General features: G+C 64.6%; 11 protein-coding genes and 1 tRNA gene. 5 read left to right on the plus strand and 7 right to left on the minus strand.

Annotation, left to right across the window (positions count from 1 at the left end; translation table 11 throughout):
- Window positions 1-107: 107 nt before the first annotated feature.
- From D5261_RS08430 to D5261_RS08440, 3 genes are all read left to right on the plus strand, one after another.
- Window positions 108-1001, plus strand: a complete 894-nt coding sequence (locus tag D5261_RS08430) for a hypothetical protein (RefSeq protein WP_119322545.1) — start codon at window positions 108-110, stop codon at window positions 999-1001.
- Between the two features lie 78 nt (window positions 1002-1079).
- Window positions 1080-1772 (plus strand): ATP-grasp domain-containing protein, encoded by a 693-nt coding sequence (locus D5261_RS08435; protein WP_119322544.1) that lies wholly within the window; start codon window positions 1080-1082, stop codon window positions 1770-1772.
- Window positions 1773-1777: 5 nt separating this feature from the next.
- Window positions 1778-2554: a hypothetical protein gene (locus D5261_RS08440; RefSeq protein ID WP_119322543.1), complete on the plus strand. Its 777-nt coding sequence runs from the start codon at window positions 1778-1780 to the stop codon at window positions 2552-2554.
- Between the two features lie 251 nt (window positions 2555-2805).
- Here D5261_RS08440 and D5261_RS08445 read toward each other — a convergent pair.
- The 6 genes from D5261_RS08445 to D5261_RS08470 all read right to left on the minus strand — a co-directional run bounded on the left by D5261_RS08445 (window position 2806) and on the right by D5261_RS08470 (window position 12751).
- A tRNA-Met gene (locus D5261_RS08445) sits at window positions 2806-2882 on the minus strand.
- Window positions 2883-2958: 76 nt separating this feature from the next.
- Window positions 2959-4128, minus strand: a complete 1170-nt coding sequence (locus tag D5261_RS08450; RefSeq protein WP_119322541.1) for a hypothetical protein — start codon at window positions 4126-4128, stop codon at window positions 2959-2961.
- Between the two features lie 72 nt (window positions 4129-4200).
- Window positions 4201-6858 carry a M48 family metalloprotease gene (locus D5261_RS08455; protein WP_165864346.1) on the minus strand — a complete coding sequence of 886 codons (2658 nt, stop codon included), beginning with the start codon at window positions 6856-6858 and terminating at the stop codon, window positions 4201-4203.
- 243 nt (window positions 6859-7101) lie between these two features.
- Window positions 7102-7644 (minus strand): peroxiredoxin family protein, encoded by a 543-nt coding sequence (locus tag D5261_RS08460; protein WP_165864345.1) that lies wholly within the window; start codon window positions 7642-7644, stop codon window positions 7102-7104.
- Window positions 7641-12101, minus strand: coding sequence for an alpha-2-macroglobulin family protein (locus D5261_RS08465; protein WP_119322539.1), 4461 nt, complete (start codon window positions 12099-12101; stop codon window positions 7641-7643). Before D5261_RS08465 ends, D5261_RS08460 begins: the two co-directional genes overlap by 4 nt.
- Window positions 12098-12751, minus strand: a complete 654-nt coding sequence (locus D5261_RS08470) for an AMMECR1 domain-containing protein (protein WP_119322538.1) — start codon at window positions 12749-12751, stop codon at window positions 12098-12100. Before D5261_RS08470 ends, D5261_RS08465 begins: the two co-directional genes overlap by 4 nt.
- Window positions 12752-12870: 119 nt before the next feature.
- On the opposite strand from D5261_RS08470, the gene bioB reads away from it, so the two are divergent.
- Entirely contained in the window at window positions 12871-13905 is a 1035-nt protein-coding gene (gene bioB / locus D5261_RS08475; RefSeq protein WP_119322537.1) for a biotin synthase BioB, read from the plus strand.
- The gene (locus D5261_RS08480; RefSeq protein WP_125206080.1) at window positions 13902-14672 is read left to right on the plus strand and encodes a 6-carboxyhexanoate--CoA ligase; all 771 of its coding nucleotides are present in this window, start codon (window positions 13902-13904) and stop codon (window positions 14670-14672) included. The genes bioB and D5261_RS08480 overlap by 4 nt, the downstream gene beginning before the upstream one ends.
- Window positions 14673-14752: 80 nt before the next feature.
- Here D5261_RS08480 and D5261_RS08485 read toward each other — a convergent pair whose 3' ends face one another.
- Window positions 14753-15547, minus strand: a complete 795-nt coding sequence (locus tag D5261_RS08485; RefSeq protein WP_301002454.1) for an alpha/beta fold hydrolase — start codon at window positions 15545-15547, stop codon at window positions 14753-14755.
- Between the last annotated feature and the right edge of the window lie 138 nt (window positions 15548-15685).

Raw genomic sequence — 15685 nt, forward strand, 5'->3', positions numbered from 1 at the left:
CTGCGGAGGCCGGGCGTCAGGTCGAATCTCTGGAAAGCTCGCAGTTTGAACGAAGGCCAAATCCGGTTGACGCAGGTTTCACGGCAGAGCAAGGCGAACACTCAGCCATGAAAATCAGACGCCGCCTTGCGGACCTTTCCCCACAAGACTTGGACGATTACTCCATCTGGATTTCCATCATGGACGACTATGATGAAGATGAAGACGAAGAGCTGGACACCGACAGCCGCTGGACGCTTACTCCGTATATGCGACCTTACGATCCAAATAAGCCAGTGAGGATGGACCTGGTCTGTGTCGTCGCGGCGGATTTCTTGCTGGCCGATGGCGACAAATTCACGGGCTATCTCAAGTACAAGGGCGCGGGTATGGACAGCATCGAGCACGTCCAGCCGGCGATCGTGTCTGAGCATGGCCAAATCGACTTCTATTCCGGCGTGTTCCAGCCAAGCGTGGAGCAGCAAGACGCAGCATGTTCCGTGATTGGCAAAAGGCGCGCCGAAATCTTTCCGGTAACATTCGAAAGTCGCGTAGAAATTGCCGGACACGAGACAGTTGGGTATGTTGACGACTTTTACTTCTATGAGGACACGAAAAATAGCGGGGGAAACGTTCAATCCGTTAACGCTCCCGAGCGGAGCGGATCAGAGGCCGTGGAGTCCGAAGGCTTCATCGACAGCATTGAGGCGCTGGGGTGGCTGGAGCAGGCGGATAATAAAGAGCGCACCATCAGTGAGGATGGATCGACGCGTCTTTCCGTGGAATACTCCCTGAACTTGGTGCGTGAGCTTTACGCGGGAGGCGCCGCGCAGGTGCTGGCGTTGGGTATTGTCGTCGAGGACGACGCCGAGGAGGCCAGCAGCCTGAAGGTCATACTTCCGAAGGATCTGAAATCACGGGCGACGCTGTTCGCCATTGAAGCTCGCGCCCTCCGTGAGATGGACACTCCATTTGATCCTGCGGGAGAGCGAGGGCAAGACTCATTTACGCTTGGCTGGTAGACGAGGGGAAAATCTGATTTCTGCACCGCGGCGAGCGGGGCAGCATTAGGACGCTTGTAATTCGGAAAGTTGGAAGTCATGCCGACCCTAGTCACGCCAGCACGAGAAGACGAAGAGCGAGACGCCGTTGTCGCGGCCTGGGTGGGCCGGGGATGGAGCGTCCGCCGCCTGGATCGGTTCTGGGAGCCGCCCATTTTGGAGCGTGCGGATGTCAGACTCTATGGCGACATGACCTTCTGCCTATTTCTCGCGGAGCGTCTCGGTCTTGAGCTGATCTCACCGCCGGATGATCTGCTCTTGCGTGTGGACGCCCGATGGCTGGGGCGTGATATCCAAGGCGTGCTGCTGGCCGACGCGCTCCAGCAGTCCTATCCCATCTTCGTCAAATCCGCTGTTCCGAAACTTTTTCGCGCGGCCGTCTATGACGCCCCCAGCGACCTGGAGCAAGAAACCATCGGTCTGGCGGAAGATACCCTCGTGCTTGTGTCGAACCACATCAAGTTTACCTGCGAGGTTCGCTGCCTGATCCGCCGCGACAAGGTCGTATCCGCAGCCGTATATGAAGGCGAAGCGAATGTTGACGAGGCAAAAGTGTTCGCGGAGGATTTCGTTAGAAGCCACGCCGTCGCCGTCACCTATATCCTCGACGTGGGGTGGATCGAGGGGCATGGCTGGGCGGTGATTGAGGCCAACGCCATTTGGGGCGGAGGCTTGAACGGCTGCGACCCCGAGATAATGGCGGACTGCTTGGCCCTCGCCACGATTGAGTAAAACCTATGGGAATCTATAACTGTCTCCACACGGAAGTCCAGTGCCCGCGCTGCGGGGCGCGGACAGAAGCGATCATCGATCTCTATTTTGGCTTCAAAAATCTTCTGGAATATCACCTTGGAGATATATATCAGTGGCGTGAGCGCAAACAGCCACAGAACGGCGGCAGGCCCGATGGAGGGAATGTCGATGGTGAGGGCTATACAGAATGCGCTATCTGCCGGAAAGCCTCTTTTTGGATCGTTGAGGTCAGATCAGACATTCTCCAAAGCGTTCGGCCCGATCCAAATAAACAGCCATATGACACTCTCATCGAACGCCGAGAACATCGTCCCTACGCCTCGCATCATCAATTTTACATCGAAGACGCCAATGAATCTGGTGACACTAGTGATCTGTCATTCTGGACGGACCAGACGACGCGCGACAAGCTGGCGCTCGTACCTGGGACGATGGGCGTCAATACCGCCACCTATGGTCATGTCGTGGTCTACTCTGAACTGCACGACGCCGAACCGCCGCTCAACCTCGCGGAATGGGATCATGTGACCGAGGCCAGCCTGGAGATCAAGAGCGGCGTGCTGCATGTGATCGGATGCCTGGATGACACGGGCGAAGTTTTTAACGTACAGTCATGTCCATATCGCGTAAGGTGCTGCCACGCCAATCTTGCTGGCGGCAATGATGCCGGGGACGGCGACGACTGGTATCTGGTGCAGTTTTGGCCTGCGCCGATGGACGTGCCAGTGGTATTGAAGCGGTGGGAAGAAGGCGTGGCGTAAGAGACTGGAAAAGAGCTATTCATCCTCATAGTCGTGCTCATACAGTCCATCAATAGACGCCGAAAAACTGGGAGCCAGCGGAATGACATCAAGCTCTGGATTGGTATCTACATACCTGAGCATGAGACGTGGTCACCGGCGCGGTCTGAGATCCTGGTGTTCGCCAAAATTCGGGGTATGAGTTTTGATCTCTTCCCGAAAACGCAAAAACGGGGTCAGAGCATGTTGCTCTGACCCCCGTTTTGTCTCTTTGGTAGCGAAGAAGAGACTCGAACTCTTGACATTTCGGGTATGAACCGAACGCTCTAACCAACTGAGCTACTTCGCCGTATTGCGATAAGTGTACCCTGGGAGCGTTGGAATGTCAAGAACTTCGATGCGATGGCGGTAAAAATATCGTCCTGTTATGCGCTGGGCAGGCGGCCGAGCTCGGCGAGTTTTGCCGAGGCTTCTTGTGGCAGGGGCGCCGTCAGAAGCTTCTTAGTGGCTTTGTCGACGACGTTTGTCACTTCAATGAGCGATGCGCGGCAGGCGGGGCAGCGTTTGACCACGACGTCGCAGTGCATCTTTTCCGTGCCGGGGGCGGAGCCCGGCAGCGCGGCGGCGCCGTTCCAGTCCTGCGTTTTGATGCAATGGAGCATGGCGGCGCTGCGGCTGGGGTGGACGCGGAAGATCTTGTGGCTGGTGTACCACTTCTCACAGGTTTCGCAGAAGAGCGCGCTCGACGCGCCGGCCGCCACGGCGGCGGCGGCGCCCGCCATCAGAATCGCCTCGAATACCTCCAGCGCGTAGTAAAAACCGCCCTGGATCGGCGTGCCGCCGCTATGCGAATAATCGTGCGTGCTGGTGATGGAGACGCCGCTCTCCGCCTTGATTTCGGAAGCGACCCGGATCTCACGAATTGGGTCTAGCCGGCGGTCGATTTTGGCGCGCACTTGCGCGACGGGGAGATGGTAGTGGTCGGCGATATCCTGGCTGACCCCGTTCACGATGGTGGAGCGCATGGCGAGGCAGTCGCCGATATAGTTGGCTCCCGCGCAGAGCAGTCCGGCGGCGATACCCGCCGTGATCGCGGCGAGCGGACTGCGGATATTGATCTTTTTGATCACGAGGTACAGGGCGCCGCCGACCACGAGGCCGATCAGGATCGGCGAGATCAGAAAGATGTTGAAGTATCCGGAGACTTTATCGTAGATGAGGCCGGCGATGGGGCCGGCGATCAGCGCGGTCAGCCAGAGCAGCGCAACGCCGCCGGGACCGCTGCGTCCGCTGGGCTTGTATGGAGCCGCCTCTTGAAGCGGCTCCAGAGACGCCGCCGCATAGGGCGCCGCAGGGACATCCATGACGGCGGATCCGCCGGGCGAGTAGGCGTTCGCCGGCGGAGGAAAGGAGTACCCCGACGAGGGCGGGGGGAACGCGGGGGCCGGATTTGTGTATGCAGGGACTGGGTTGGTGGCGGCCTCCGCGCTGGCGGGCGCCGGCGGCGAAGGATAATCGGTGGTCGGGATACGTCCGCAGGCGACGCATGGCCGGTTCTCACTGGGCGTTTCCGCTCCGCATTGCATGCAGATCATGAAGAATGGCCTTTCTGATCGCTGAGGCGATCGGTAATAATCCTCTGTCAGTGTTTATTGTGATTAAAGCGATCAAAATACGCGGCTGCCATGAATTCCGGGCGCGCTTGGGCCGGACGGCTGGTTCTTTTCCTCGGAGGGACGCCATGTCGATTTGCGTTCGTCCCACTGCTGGCCGGGAAACAGCGTGCTGTAAAGGCCGGCGGCGATCGCCTTGGCGGCGTCGAGGTTTTCGGCGACGATCAGGAGCTGCAGCCGCTTTTCGGGGCCGGGGTTCGCCGCGATATCCAGGCTCGCGGTCCAGGCGCCGCATCCAGGGCGCGGCGTTTCCAGGGTATTGCGCAGGCGCATGGCCGCTTGCAGCATGGCGATCGGGCCGCGCGCGCCCTCCGCGAGCGGGCGCGTGAGATTGAGCGCCAGGCCGATCCGGACGCGCGCGGCGTCGGCGCTGCCCGCGCGCGCGTCCAGCGCCGCCATCGCCAGCAGCGCTTCGGGGCGGAACCCCAGCGCGGACAGCTTCTCCAGTATGGCGCGGGAGCCGGCCGAATCCCCGGCGTCGTCATGCCAGCCGCTCAGTTTCCACAAAGTCCGCCATCCCGGATCGATTTCCTGGATCGCGATGGACTGGGCCTGCGCGCCGTCGCAATCGCCTTCCAGCAGCGCGATGGTCAGGGCGATCCCGCGCGCCTCCAGGTCGCCGCGCAGCGCCGCCGCCCTGGCGAGCGATTCTTTGGCCGCGCTCAGCCGGCCCAGGTCCAGCAGGACTTGCGCCAGAAACAGCGAGTGGCGCGGCTCGTCCGGTTCGTACTGATGCGCCTTGCGGGCTGCGTCTAGCGCGCAGTGGAGCTTGCCGCGCCGGTGCTGAGCGCGTCCGAGCACCGCCCAGACCGTCGCCGATTGCGGATGGCGCGCGGCGGCGTCCAGCAGGAACGGCTCGGCGTCCCGCACGCCGCCCAGTTGATAAATGCCCCAGCCCATCGCCCAGCTGATCGACGCCCCCAGGCCAAACTTGGAGAATGCCTTGAAAAGCGCGTCCCGCACCATCGACTGCTGCCCAAAGTACACCGCGCCGATCCCCTGGGCCAGCAGCGCTTCGCAGGCGCCGCTGCTCAGGCCGCCGTAAATCCGTCCCGCGACCCATGCGCGGGGGCAATCGGCGGCGGCCAGGGATTGCCGGCACTGGTCGCGCCAATACTCCTTGCGCGCTTTGGCGCCGCCGGCGGGCTCGCCGGCGCGCAGCTGGGATTCCAGGGCCTGCTGCCAGCCGCCGTCGAGCTTGGCGTCTTCCGCCTCCTGCGCGGCGCGCCAATCGGCGAAGCGCGGGAGGGGAATCTCCGCGAACGTGCGTCGCGTGCTCGCGACGATCAAATAGACTCCCAGAAGCGTGAACCCGCCCATCAGGGCGATGCTGAACAGATCTCGACTCTGGGCGAATGCGCCGCCGCCGATCCAGAACGCCAGGGAGAAGCCGCCGAACATCAGCACGCAGACGACCCCCAGAATGCACATGCTGGCCGACTGCGAGCGGAACTTCTGCCGCCTTAGCTGCTTCAGAACGCTTCGGCTGTCCTCGTCCTGCGCGTTCGCCTCCGCCTGCTCCAGACGCGCGATCAGCCGGCGCGCCCAGTCGTCCGGACTGTCCAGAAGCTGAACGGCGGAATCGCCGCCGATCGCGGGCGCGGCGGCGTATGATGTCTCCGTCCCCAGGGCCGCGAGACGATCGGCGAGCGCCGGATGCGAGCTGTAATCGTCGTGCGCGCTTTCCTCCAGCGCCTTGGCCTCCAGCTTTGCGCGTTCGGCGTCGTCCTCCGGCCGCAGGCGTTGGGTCAGCCAGCTCGCATACGATCCGGGGCGCTCCATCTGAAGGATGCGATCGCGCTGCGCGAGGTTCTGGCCCTTATAGTCCGAGACATGGGTCCGCATCAGCGCATCGCGCGTCATCTCCGCGCCGCAGGCCTGGGCGGCGAGGCGGTCCGCCTCAAATTCGTCCTGACGGGAGCGCGCGCCCAGCAGGCGGGATCCATGGCGGGTGAAGAAACGCGCGATCTGGAGCAGCAGGCGCGCCGGCCGGTGCTGCGTGCGCGAGCCGCCTTCAAACTCCTCCAAAAACTCGTCCAAACCGCAGCGCAGCCGATCCATGCGGCGCACCGACGCCGCGAGCAGCCCTTTATAACCGCGCTGGACGCACTTGGCGTGCGCCATCTCATGCGCCAGCACGGACGCGAACTGGGGCTCCGTCAGGCTCGCCAGCAGATCGTAGCCCAGCCGCAGCGTCGTGCGTCCCGCCGCGCGCCGGTAGCCGCGCAGCCGAACTGAAGCGTTGTTCATCATCTCCAGCTGCACCCGGTCCGGCGGCGCGGTCCCCACGGCGTCGGCTATCTCACGGATCAGCCGGTGCAGCCGGGGCGCGTCCTCGCGCGACAGGTCCAGCGCGTAGTCCGTTTCCGGCGCGGGCGCCAGGAGACGCAGAAACACCATCGTCAGATCGGAAACGGCGCGGTATCCTTCCAGATACAGCCCGCCGTCCGAGCGCACGACCGACAACGATTCGCAGACGGTGACAAAGAACAGCAGGAGAAGCAGGGGCGCCGCAAGCAGCAAAAAGAGCATGAAGCCGACGACCAGAAGAATCGACTGAAGGATGAGCGCAGCCGACCGGGCCGGCGCATTCGGCGTCGCTACGGCATGCCCCGTGTGGGATTCGGGTCGTAGGCGGGAAGTGTGATTCACGTTATCGTCCAAACAGCAGTAGTCGCGGGAGCTTAACGCGCAATGCTCGCCTACGGACATTATACGGCTGATTGGGGATTTGGGCAAGGGCTAATTGACTCGGGCTGACGGACGCACATGATGTTCGCCATGGCGAGCGCATGACGCCGCGATCACCAGCCGTCTGGAGAGCCTTGCGGGTCAAGGGTTGTCTGTGGTCGTAAATGACATCCGAAAGTCTTCTGGGGCAATGAGAACCCGAGTTTACCCGCCCGTCGAAGCGATCTTGCGCAGTTCGGCGAGGATGGCGTAGTTGCCGGGGTAGGCGCGGGCGGTGTAGCGGACCTTGCCGGCGCGGTCGACGATCACGACGGTGGGGACGTGGGCGATGTGATACTGGGCGGAGACCTGTTTTTGGTCGTCCAGCAGGACGGGGAAGGGGACGCCGCCGTGGGCGCTTCGCTGAAACTCGGGGAGGCGCGCTCCATCGACGCTGACGGCGACCAGGCGGAATCCGAGCTCGTCCTGCCGCGGAGCGAGCTCGCGGAGCTGGGGCGTCTCGGCCTTCCAGGTGTCGCACCAGAAAGCCCAGAAGTTCAGGACGAGGATCTGGCCGCGATAATCGGCGCTGGAGACATGTTTGCCCTGCGTGTCGGCCAGCGTAAAGCCGGGCGCCTGGCTGCCGATGGCGGGCCCGTCGGCGGGAACGAGCGCGGCCGGAGCGGCGGCCCGGGCCGGGAGGACGCCGAAGGCGTAAAGCGCGGCGGCGACCGCCGCGAAGCGACGGGGCGAAAGAACGTGGTTCATGGGGCTTCTCCAATCTGGACCGTCGCCAGGCCGCTGTTGCCGCGCACTTCGGGGAAGTACGTCAGGGAAGCGATGTCGGGCAGGATCCGGTAGCGGCCCGGCGTTTCGGCGTCGAGACGATACGTCAGGCGCGTGCGCCCCTTGGGCAGGTTGTCGAAGAAGAAGACGACTTTGCTGTCGCGAATCTCCTGGCGCACATAGCCGGCGTTTCCGCCTTCGCAGAAATCGACGGGGTAGGACTGCCGGCCGTCGCCCCCGCCGCTCTCGATCTGGCAGCCTGCCGGCACGGGATCCTCGATCACGACATAGCGATAGTCGGCGTCGGCGTTGATCTCCACCTCCACATCGATCACCTCGCCGGAGGCGATGCTGGCCGCCTGCGAGGGATCTTCCATGGCGAATCGGAACCGGCGGAGGACGGAGATCCCGTGCGCCTCGGCCTTCGCTTTGTCGGGCGGAGTCAGCGAAGCGACGACGCGCGAGAGATAAAGGACGCCGGCGCCCTGCTTGTCCACGGTCAGGGTCGTGTGATTCTGAAGGCGCTCGGGAGTGAGCGTCACGGTCAGCGGGGCGCCGAAGACGCTCGCCGGCGTTGCGGTCAGCTGCTGGACAAGATCGCCGTCCAGCAGCACATGCGCCGTGTAGTTCGGCGTCAGCTCCCGAGTCTGTCCCATAAACTGCGCGAGGGCGAGCAGCGCCTCGGCGCTGCTGCGGGTCGATCCCCAGGCGGCGCCGTTGCGGCTCGCCATCAGCCATCGAACGGCGCCGGGGATGCGCTCGTCGTGGGGACGAGCCGTCAGCAGGGCGCGCAGGACATGCGCGGTGACGGTCACATTATCGTTGCGCCAACTGTATCCGCCTTCGCCCGCCGTCCAGTAGGCGCTCCGCCCTCGGACGGTCGCCTTTTCGTCCAGCTCGGCCGCGATGGCGAGGGCCATGGCGCGCGAGGACGGATCGTCTATCCGGGCGAGGGCGAGGCAGAGCGAAGCCAGGCCGTAGGTATCCAGATGATCGCGCAGCGGGAAGAGGGCGGCGAGCGGTTTGGCCGCGTCGCCGGGCCGGGCCTCGGCGAGCGCCGCCAGCCAGTCGGCGCGGGTGGAGATATCCTGCTGCGTGCCGAGAAGGTGGATCAGCGCATCGGTCCCGCGCAGGATCCGCTGATTGTCCACGGTATATCCCGCCGTCTTCGCCCGAACCAGCGCCGAAAGGACATAGGCCGTCATATCGCCGTCGGTCTGGTCGAACTCCCACCAGTTCCAGCCGCCGTCGGGATGCTGGTAGCGGTAGACCTTCTGCAATCCCAGGCTGACATCGCGCATGACGCTGCTTGGGACCGCGCGCCCCGCCGGGAGCGAGCGCAGCGCCTGCGTGATGGCGATATCCGGGATCAGCGCGCTCGCCGTCTGCTCCGTGTCGCCGTACGGGTATGTCTTCAAGTATTCGAGGGCGTCCAGGGCGGCGGACGCGAGGGACGGCGACAGGGTCAGCGTGACCGTCGCGCCCTTCGGCAGGCCGGCGAGGTCCACCGTTTCCTTCGCGGAATCGTCGGCGAGCGCGGAGGCGCTCGCCGTGACGGTCTTCAGGCCATCCGGGAACGCCGGGACGGTGTTTTCCACGGCGTCCTGAGCATCGGCGCCGCCGTCGGCGGCAACCGTAAAGCGCACGGCGGCGCGATCCGTCACCCTGGCGCGCCAGTCTAGGCGTCGGGAGCTGGAGGGCGGAATCCGCACGGTCTGGTCCGCGTCGCCTGTCAGCACGGCGCCGTGCGCGTCGATATGGGCGCGCACCGTCCGCTCAGTGGCGGTGTAGTTCTGGACGATCGCGCTCACCACCGCCTCGTCCCCTTCCACATAGAAGCGGGGCAGCGCCAGGCGCGCCAGGAACGGCTGGGTGGCGGTTGCGTCTTCGGTCGTGCTCCCGACCGCTGTTTGATCCGAGATCGCCCGCGCCGTCGCCCGCCAGGTGGTCAGGTTGTCCGGAACCGTGAAGGAGACCTTCGCGGTCCCATCGGCGCCCGTGATGACCGTGGGGCTCCAGTACGCCGTGTCCGCGAACTGACGGCGCAGGCGGATATTGCCGGTTCCTGGAGTTCCCGCCATGGGAGCCGGAACGGTCTGGTACCCGCCGCCGCTGTACTGCGCGGCGAAGGAGAAATCCGTCTGGATCCGCACTTCCTGGGCGCCGTAAAAGAACGACTCCATCTCCGGCGCGCCGTCCGCTTGAATGGCGTAGATCGAGGCGTCCACCACTCCCAATGACACGTTGGCGCTCGTGGGCCGTCCTTTGCTGTCCCGCGTGGAGACAGTGTAAGTCGCGGTGTCGCCGGGCCGGTACTGGGGTTTGTCCGAGGTGACCAAGACCGCCAGCTTCCGGTCGTCGCGCCGCACCGGCAGACGTGTCTGCTGCTCGTAAAGCTGATGGTCCTGGATGACCGCGACATTGACCGACACGCTGGGGTAGTCCGCGAGGGTTAGCGGTACGCGCAGCACGGTGCTTGCCCCCGTCCAATGCACGACCTGCGCGCGTCCCAATCGGTCTCCCTCCACCGTCACCAGCGCCCAGGCTTCGCGGTGCGCCGGCCGCGCGGGCGCGGTCTTGGTGGCGGCGATATAGGGCCGATGCGAGAGCGAGCCCGACATCGTGAGCAGCGCGACATCGCCGGGGCGGTATTGGTCGCGGTCGCAGTTCACCTCCAGCGTCGGCTCCTCAATGGGGATATGCTTGGGCGGCGTCGCGACCTCCACGTCGCTCTCGGCGGTGATCTTGTCATGCTCGGAGTCGAACGCTTCGGCGGTCAGCCGCAGCGACGCGGGGCGTGGCGAGGAGAAGTAAGCGACGCCGTGTCCTTTGGCGTCGGTGTCGATCTCTCGCGTCGTCACTTCTTCGTACGGCCGATGCTGACGGTCTTCCTTGCTTTCGATGGCGCGGACTTTGACGTGCGTTTTGATGGGATTGTCGTCGTAATCCGTCGCCTCCACAACGGCGGCGATCCGCGCCCCGGGTTTGTACGTTTGCCGCTCCGGCTCGACGGTGATCTGAAAAAGGCCGCCGGTGACCTGTGTCTCCGCGAACGCCGTGATGGAGCGGCGGCTGAGATCGGTGACGGTCGCATTCACGCCCAGCATTCGGTTGGTCGGCAGCCGCTTGGTCGCGATATCGAGACGCAGCTGTCCCTGAGAGTTCGTGACGCCCTGCGCGCTGTAGGGAGGCTCGGCGTTTCCGCCGCCAAACGTGACGGAGTATTTGACGGTCGCGCCGGTGACCGGCTTGCCGTAGAAATACTGGGCGTCGATGGTCACGGGGATGGTTGCCCCGCCCAGATAATGCGTCTTGTCGATCTTGACGGCGGCCGTCATCTCCGGCTTTCGGTACGCCTCCACGGTAAACTGGCTGTAGGCGTGGAAGTCTCCGATCGAAACGTTCAGATGCCATTCGCCCAGCGCCGGTTCGGCCGCCAGTGGGAAGTCGCCGCTGAGCGCGCCGTGCGCGTCGGTCGTCACATCGCGCCGTTCGATCAGCGAGTCCGTGGCGTCGCGAATCTCCACGACGGCGGGCCGATGCGCGTAAACGCGATACGGGAGGCCGTCCGCGCCCGGCGTCTCCAGCCGCTCCCGAATGGTCGCTTTGTACTGGATTTGATGGCCCGGCCGGTAGATCGGACGATCCGTGACCGTGTAGATGGCGTAGGGCTCCGGCGCGGCCGGCTCGCTCGTGACCGCATAGACCGGCCCCATCGGCGCGGTCCCGTGGATCCAGAGATTGCCCTTCGCGTCGGCGATGGGGATGCGCAGCACGCCGTCGCCGTTCGTCACCCCGCCGGGGCGGGCGCCGTTTTCGTCGGTCAGCGCCAGCGCGACATTCGCCAGCGGCTTCCCGCTCGCGGCGTCGGTCGCGTACACCAGAAGCTCCCGGCGCGCGCGCTTCGCGAGCAGCGCGGCGCCAGTCACCACCAGCCACGTACGCTTCTCAACGCCGCCCGCGCGGGCCTGCATCAGATACGCGCCGGGCGCAAGCTTCGGCAGATTGACCGCGCGCTCCGCCCACTGGTCGGGAAACGTCTTTCCCATGGGAAACCGCCACGCCGCCGCCGGCGTCCGCCCGGACAGGTTCACCGCCTTCAGCGTCTTCCCAAAGTCCTCCAGCGTTTTGCTGCTCTTGACGATCGATTCCAAGTCCAGCCGGTACGCCGCGAACTGCACGGCGGGCGTATTGAATCCGCTCAGGCGCATCTGCGCCGGCTCGCCGGGCGTATAAGAGCGCCGGTAGACATAAAGGTCGATGTTCGGCTTCATAGCCTTCGCCTTCAGCGGATTGGCCTTCGCGGCGGAAGCCTTCGCCGCCGGGCGGGGAAGAGGCTTCTCCCCTGACGGCGTGTTCGCGGTCGCGGCGAATGCGCCGGCGAGGAGGGCCAGCCCGGTCAACAGGAGCGCTGGGCGGGGAGCGGGAAGATATCTCATGGGAACTGGCTCTCCATAAAACGCAAATCGTGGATCTGGAAGAACTCAACGGCGGCGTTCGGCTCCGCTCCGGCGCGGGCGCGCCCCCAGGCGATCATGTTCTCGCGGTGCGGCGATTCTCCGGAAAGCACCACGCCGTAGCGATCCTCATACTTCACCGCCAGCCCGTCCGTCACCGGATCGAGCCGCTCCGCCGCGCTCTGGGAAATCGCGCGCGGCGTTCCGACGATGCTCACAATCAAATTCAATCCCGCCAGCTCCTTCACGGAGACGGGCGGGAACCGCCGGTCCCGCCCCGCCGAAGCCGCCGCGTTCTCCACGATCTCCTCCGCCAGCGTCGGCTGCGTGGGATAAAGAGTCCCCATGCACGTGCGCGGCGCCCCGCTCGGGAGCATCGTGCTCACGAACACGCCGCCGCGCGCGCGCAGAAACGCTGGGATGGGCGATGGCGGATCGATCACTGTCCGCGTCGCCGCATACGCATCAAACGCCCGCCGCGCCAGCGCCAGAACGTAACGCCGCGCGGCGGGATCGGCCAGGGTCGCGTTCGCGGGAACAGGCGGCAGGGGAGCGGCAGGCGCAATTGTTTGTATCGCAATTATCGTAAATAAGGCGCATACTGCTTGCTGAAGTGGCCGAGTACATCTCATAACAGCATCATATCATGAAACTACGACTGTAGTCAATAGGTGCGTTCTTGACATCTCCGTTCCGAAACAAGTACCATACAGGCATTCGAAGCCTCGGACCACGGAGAGAAATTCATTCCATGCAGATCATCGAACGCCTGAAGCCGCTGTCGCCCACGACGCCGACAAATATCGATTGGAGCGCGGTTGCGGCGCGCGTGCTGGCGGGGGAGCCGATCGACCGCGCGACGGCGCTGGCGGCGCTGCAAGCGCCGGACGCCGAGCTGCTGCCGCTGCTGGCGGCGGCGTATGAGGTGCGCCGGGCGGCGTTCGGGAACACCGTCCAGCTTTACTATCTGATGAACGTCAAGAGCGGCCTCTGCCCCGAGGACTGCCACTACTGTTCGCAGTCCAAGATCTCCCACGCGGAGATTGAGAAATATCCGATGGTGTCGCGCGAGGAGATCCTCGCGGGCGCGCAGCGGGCGGTGGACAGCAAGGCCTGCACGTTCTGTATCGTCGCCAGCGGGCGCGGCCCGACCGAGCGCGATCTGGAGCATGTCGCCGACGCCGTGCGTGAGATCAAGGAAACCATGAACATTCGCGTCTGCGCGTGTCTGGGCATCTTGAAAGACGGGCAGGCCGAGCAGCTGCGCGACGCCGGCGCGGACCGCTACAACCACAACCTCAACACCAGTGAGGACTTCCACGGCAGCATCTGCACCACGCACACCCACGCGGACCGCGTGCGGACGGTGGAGGAGATCAAGGACGCGGGGATCTCGCCGTGCAGCGGCGGCATCATCGGCATGGGCGAAAGCGACGAGGATGTCGTGTCCATGGCCTTCGCCCTGCGCGATCTGGAGATCGAATCGATCCCGCTCAACTTCTACATCCCGATCCCCGGCGTTCCGTTCGCGAATAAATGGAACCTGAACCCGCGCTACTGCCTCAAAGCGCTCGCGATGTTCCGCTTCGTGAACCCCACGCGCGAAATCCGCATCGCCGGCGGCCGCGAGCTGCACCTGGGAACCTTGCAGCCGATGGGCCTCTACGCTGCGAACTCGATCTTCGTCAGCGACTACCTGACCACCAAAGGCCAGTCCGCCGAGGACGACTACAAAATGATCGAAGACCTCGGCTTCACGATCGTCGCGCCGCCATCGCGCACGTGAGCGGGGAAATCCTCTACAGCGTGCGCATGCGGGCGGCGCTGGGCGGCGCGCATGAGGACGGCGGCGCGCATCTTTCGGGCGCGGAGCGATTGGTCTTCGCATCGGAAACGGAAGCCGCCGCCGCCGCGCTGATCGCCCGCGCTCTCTCGCGCGGTGTTCCGCCCGACTTTGTGCGCCTGACCGTGGAGCGTGTGGACGCGGTCGCGCTCGCCCGCGTCCCCGTACTTCCGCTGACGACCATCCCCGCGCCCGATCCCACGCAGGCGCGCCGCGTCGCCGAGGGCTTGCTGCGGGACGCAGGCGTGTCGCCCAGCGCTGTCGCCTGTGCCTTCCATAGCCTGCAAAACGGCTTCGGGGCTGAGAACGCCTCCCTGCGCGGCGCCGCGATCTTCGATCTCTTGACCGGCGACAGGCTCGACCCGCCGACGGCCCGAGGCGTCCGCGCCACCCACTTCGACTATGCGCCCGGCGCGCGCGACGCCGTCGCCGCCCGGCTCGCCGCGCGGGGCCTCACCCATTTCCGCACGCTCGACGCCCTTGCCGTCGCCACCAAAGTCCTCTGGTCCGGAGCGCGGGCCGAGCTCTGCTGGTCCGACGAACCCGAATACGTCGCCGGCTACGTCGCCGCTCCGGCCTGCGGTTACACGCGCTTCCCCTACTTCAAGCCCACCGGCGCTCGCGGCGGCCGCGTATTCTTCGTGGACCGCGATCGCTGGGAAGACGTACGCGACTGCCTGGAGCGCGCGCCGGTCTGGGTAGAGGCGTGAGGGGCGCTGTGAAGGGCTATTTTCGATGAGCGCGAAGATTTTCGTGAGCGCATCAACACGCCTCGCGAATGCCGCCTCGTTTACGCCTCCTGAAAAAACTCATCCAGCCGCCGAGCAATCTCCTGCGGAGCCTCCACCGGCAGCCAGTGGCTGTACTCCTGGAAGTGCTCCACGCGCTCCGCGCCGAACTTCTCGGCGTAGCGCGGCTCGATGAATGGGTCCTGGTCGCCCCAGAGCACCATCGTCGGCGTGCGCGCGATCGCGGCGCGCAGTTTGTTTTCCCAGCCTCGGAAGTTTTTCGGATCGGTGGCGCGGTACAGGCGCAGGATATGCCGGCGCACGGCGGGCGTGTAAAGCCGGAACGTTTCGGCGATATGCTCCGCCGGCAGGCGCGGCGCGGTTTTGGCGATTGTCTGCGTAAATACTTTCTCGCTGTTGATCGCCATCATCGCCTCGCCCACGATCGGCGCGCGCATCATTTGCGCCCACGAATGCCAGTGATAATCTGAGAAGAAATTGGTGTTGAAGATGACGATCCGCCGGACCTTCTCGGGATAGGTCGCCGCCCACGCCAGGCCGAACGGGCCGCCAAAGTCGTGGACGACGAGGTTGACCGGGGTCTCGATCTCCAGGGCCGCCACCAGACCGTCCACCCATTTCGTTTGACTTTCCAGCGAATAATCGAAATCCTCGGGGGCCGTGGACAGGCCGTAGCCTGGCAGGTCTGGAGCGATGTATCGGCGCCCGCTGGGCAGCGCTTCGATCAAAGGACGCCACATATGCGAGGAATCGGGACTGCCATGGAGCAAGAGCGTCGGCGCGCCGGCTCCGCGATCCATGAGAAATGTCTGTGTCTCCCCAACTTGCACCGTCATCCCGTCTCTCTCATCCATGGAACAAACCTCTTCGGACTGTAATCTCCCAGTAATTTACCCCGCAATCAGTGATTTCTGGCGAAGAGGGAAGTCATATGGTATAGTGAGTGACTGCGCGTCGACGCAGAGATTTGCTAA

It is taken from the genome of Capsulimonas corticalis (assembly GCF_003574315.2).
Lineage (GTDB): Bacteria > Armatimonadota > Armatimonadia > Armatimonadales > Capsulimonadaceae > Capsulimonas > Capsulimonas corticalis.

Excerpts from the sequence above, each read along its gene's own strand:
- D5261_RS08430 (WP_119322545.1), top strand. The coding sequence starts at position 108 with ATGAAAATCAGACGCCGCCTTGCGGACCTTTCCCCACAAGACTTGGAC.
- D5261_RS08435 (WP_119322544.1), top strand. The coding sequence starts at position 1,080 with ATGCCGACCCTAGTCACGCCAGCACGAGAAGACGAAGAGCGAGACGCC.
- D5261_RS08440 (WP_119322543.1), top strand. The coding sequence starts at position 1,778 with ATGGGAATCTATAACTGTCTCCACACGGAAGTCCAGTGCCCGCGCTGC.
- D5261_RS08450 (WP_119322541.1), bottom strand. The coding sequence starts at position 4,128 with ATGATCTGCATGCAATGCGGAGCGGAAACGCCCAGTGAGAACCGGCCA.
- D5261_RS08460 (WP_165864345.1), bottom strand. The coding sequence starts at position 7,644 with ATGAACCACGTTCTTTCGCCCCGTCGCTTCGCGGCGGTCGCCGCCGCG.
- D5261_RS08465 (WP_119322539.1), bottom strand. The coding sequence starts at position 12,101 with ATGAGATATCTTCCCGCTCCCCGCCCAGCGCTCCTGTTGACCGGGCTG.
- D5261_RS08470 (WP_119322538.1), bottom strand. The coding sequence starts at position 12,751 with ATGAGATGTACTCGGCCACTTCAGCAAGCAGTATGCGCCTTATTTACG.
- bioB (WP_119322537.1), top strand. The coding sequence starts at position 12,871 with ATGCAGATCATCGAACGCCTGAAGCCGCTGTCGCCCACGACGCCGACA.
- D5261_RS08485 (WP_301002454.1), bottom strand. The coding sequence starts at position 15,547 with ATGACGGTGCAAGTTGGGGAGACACAGACATTTCTCATGGATCGCGGA.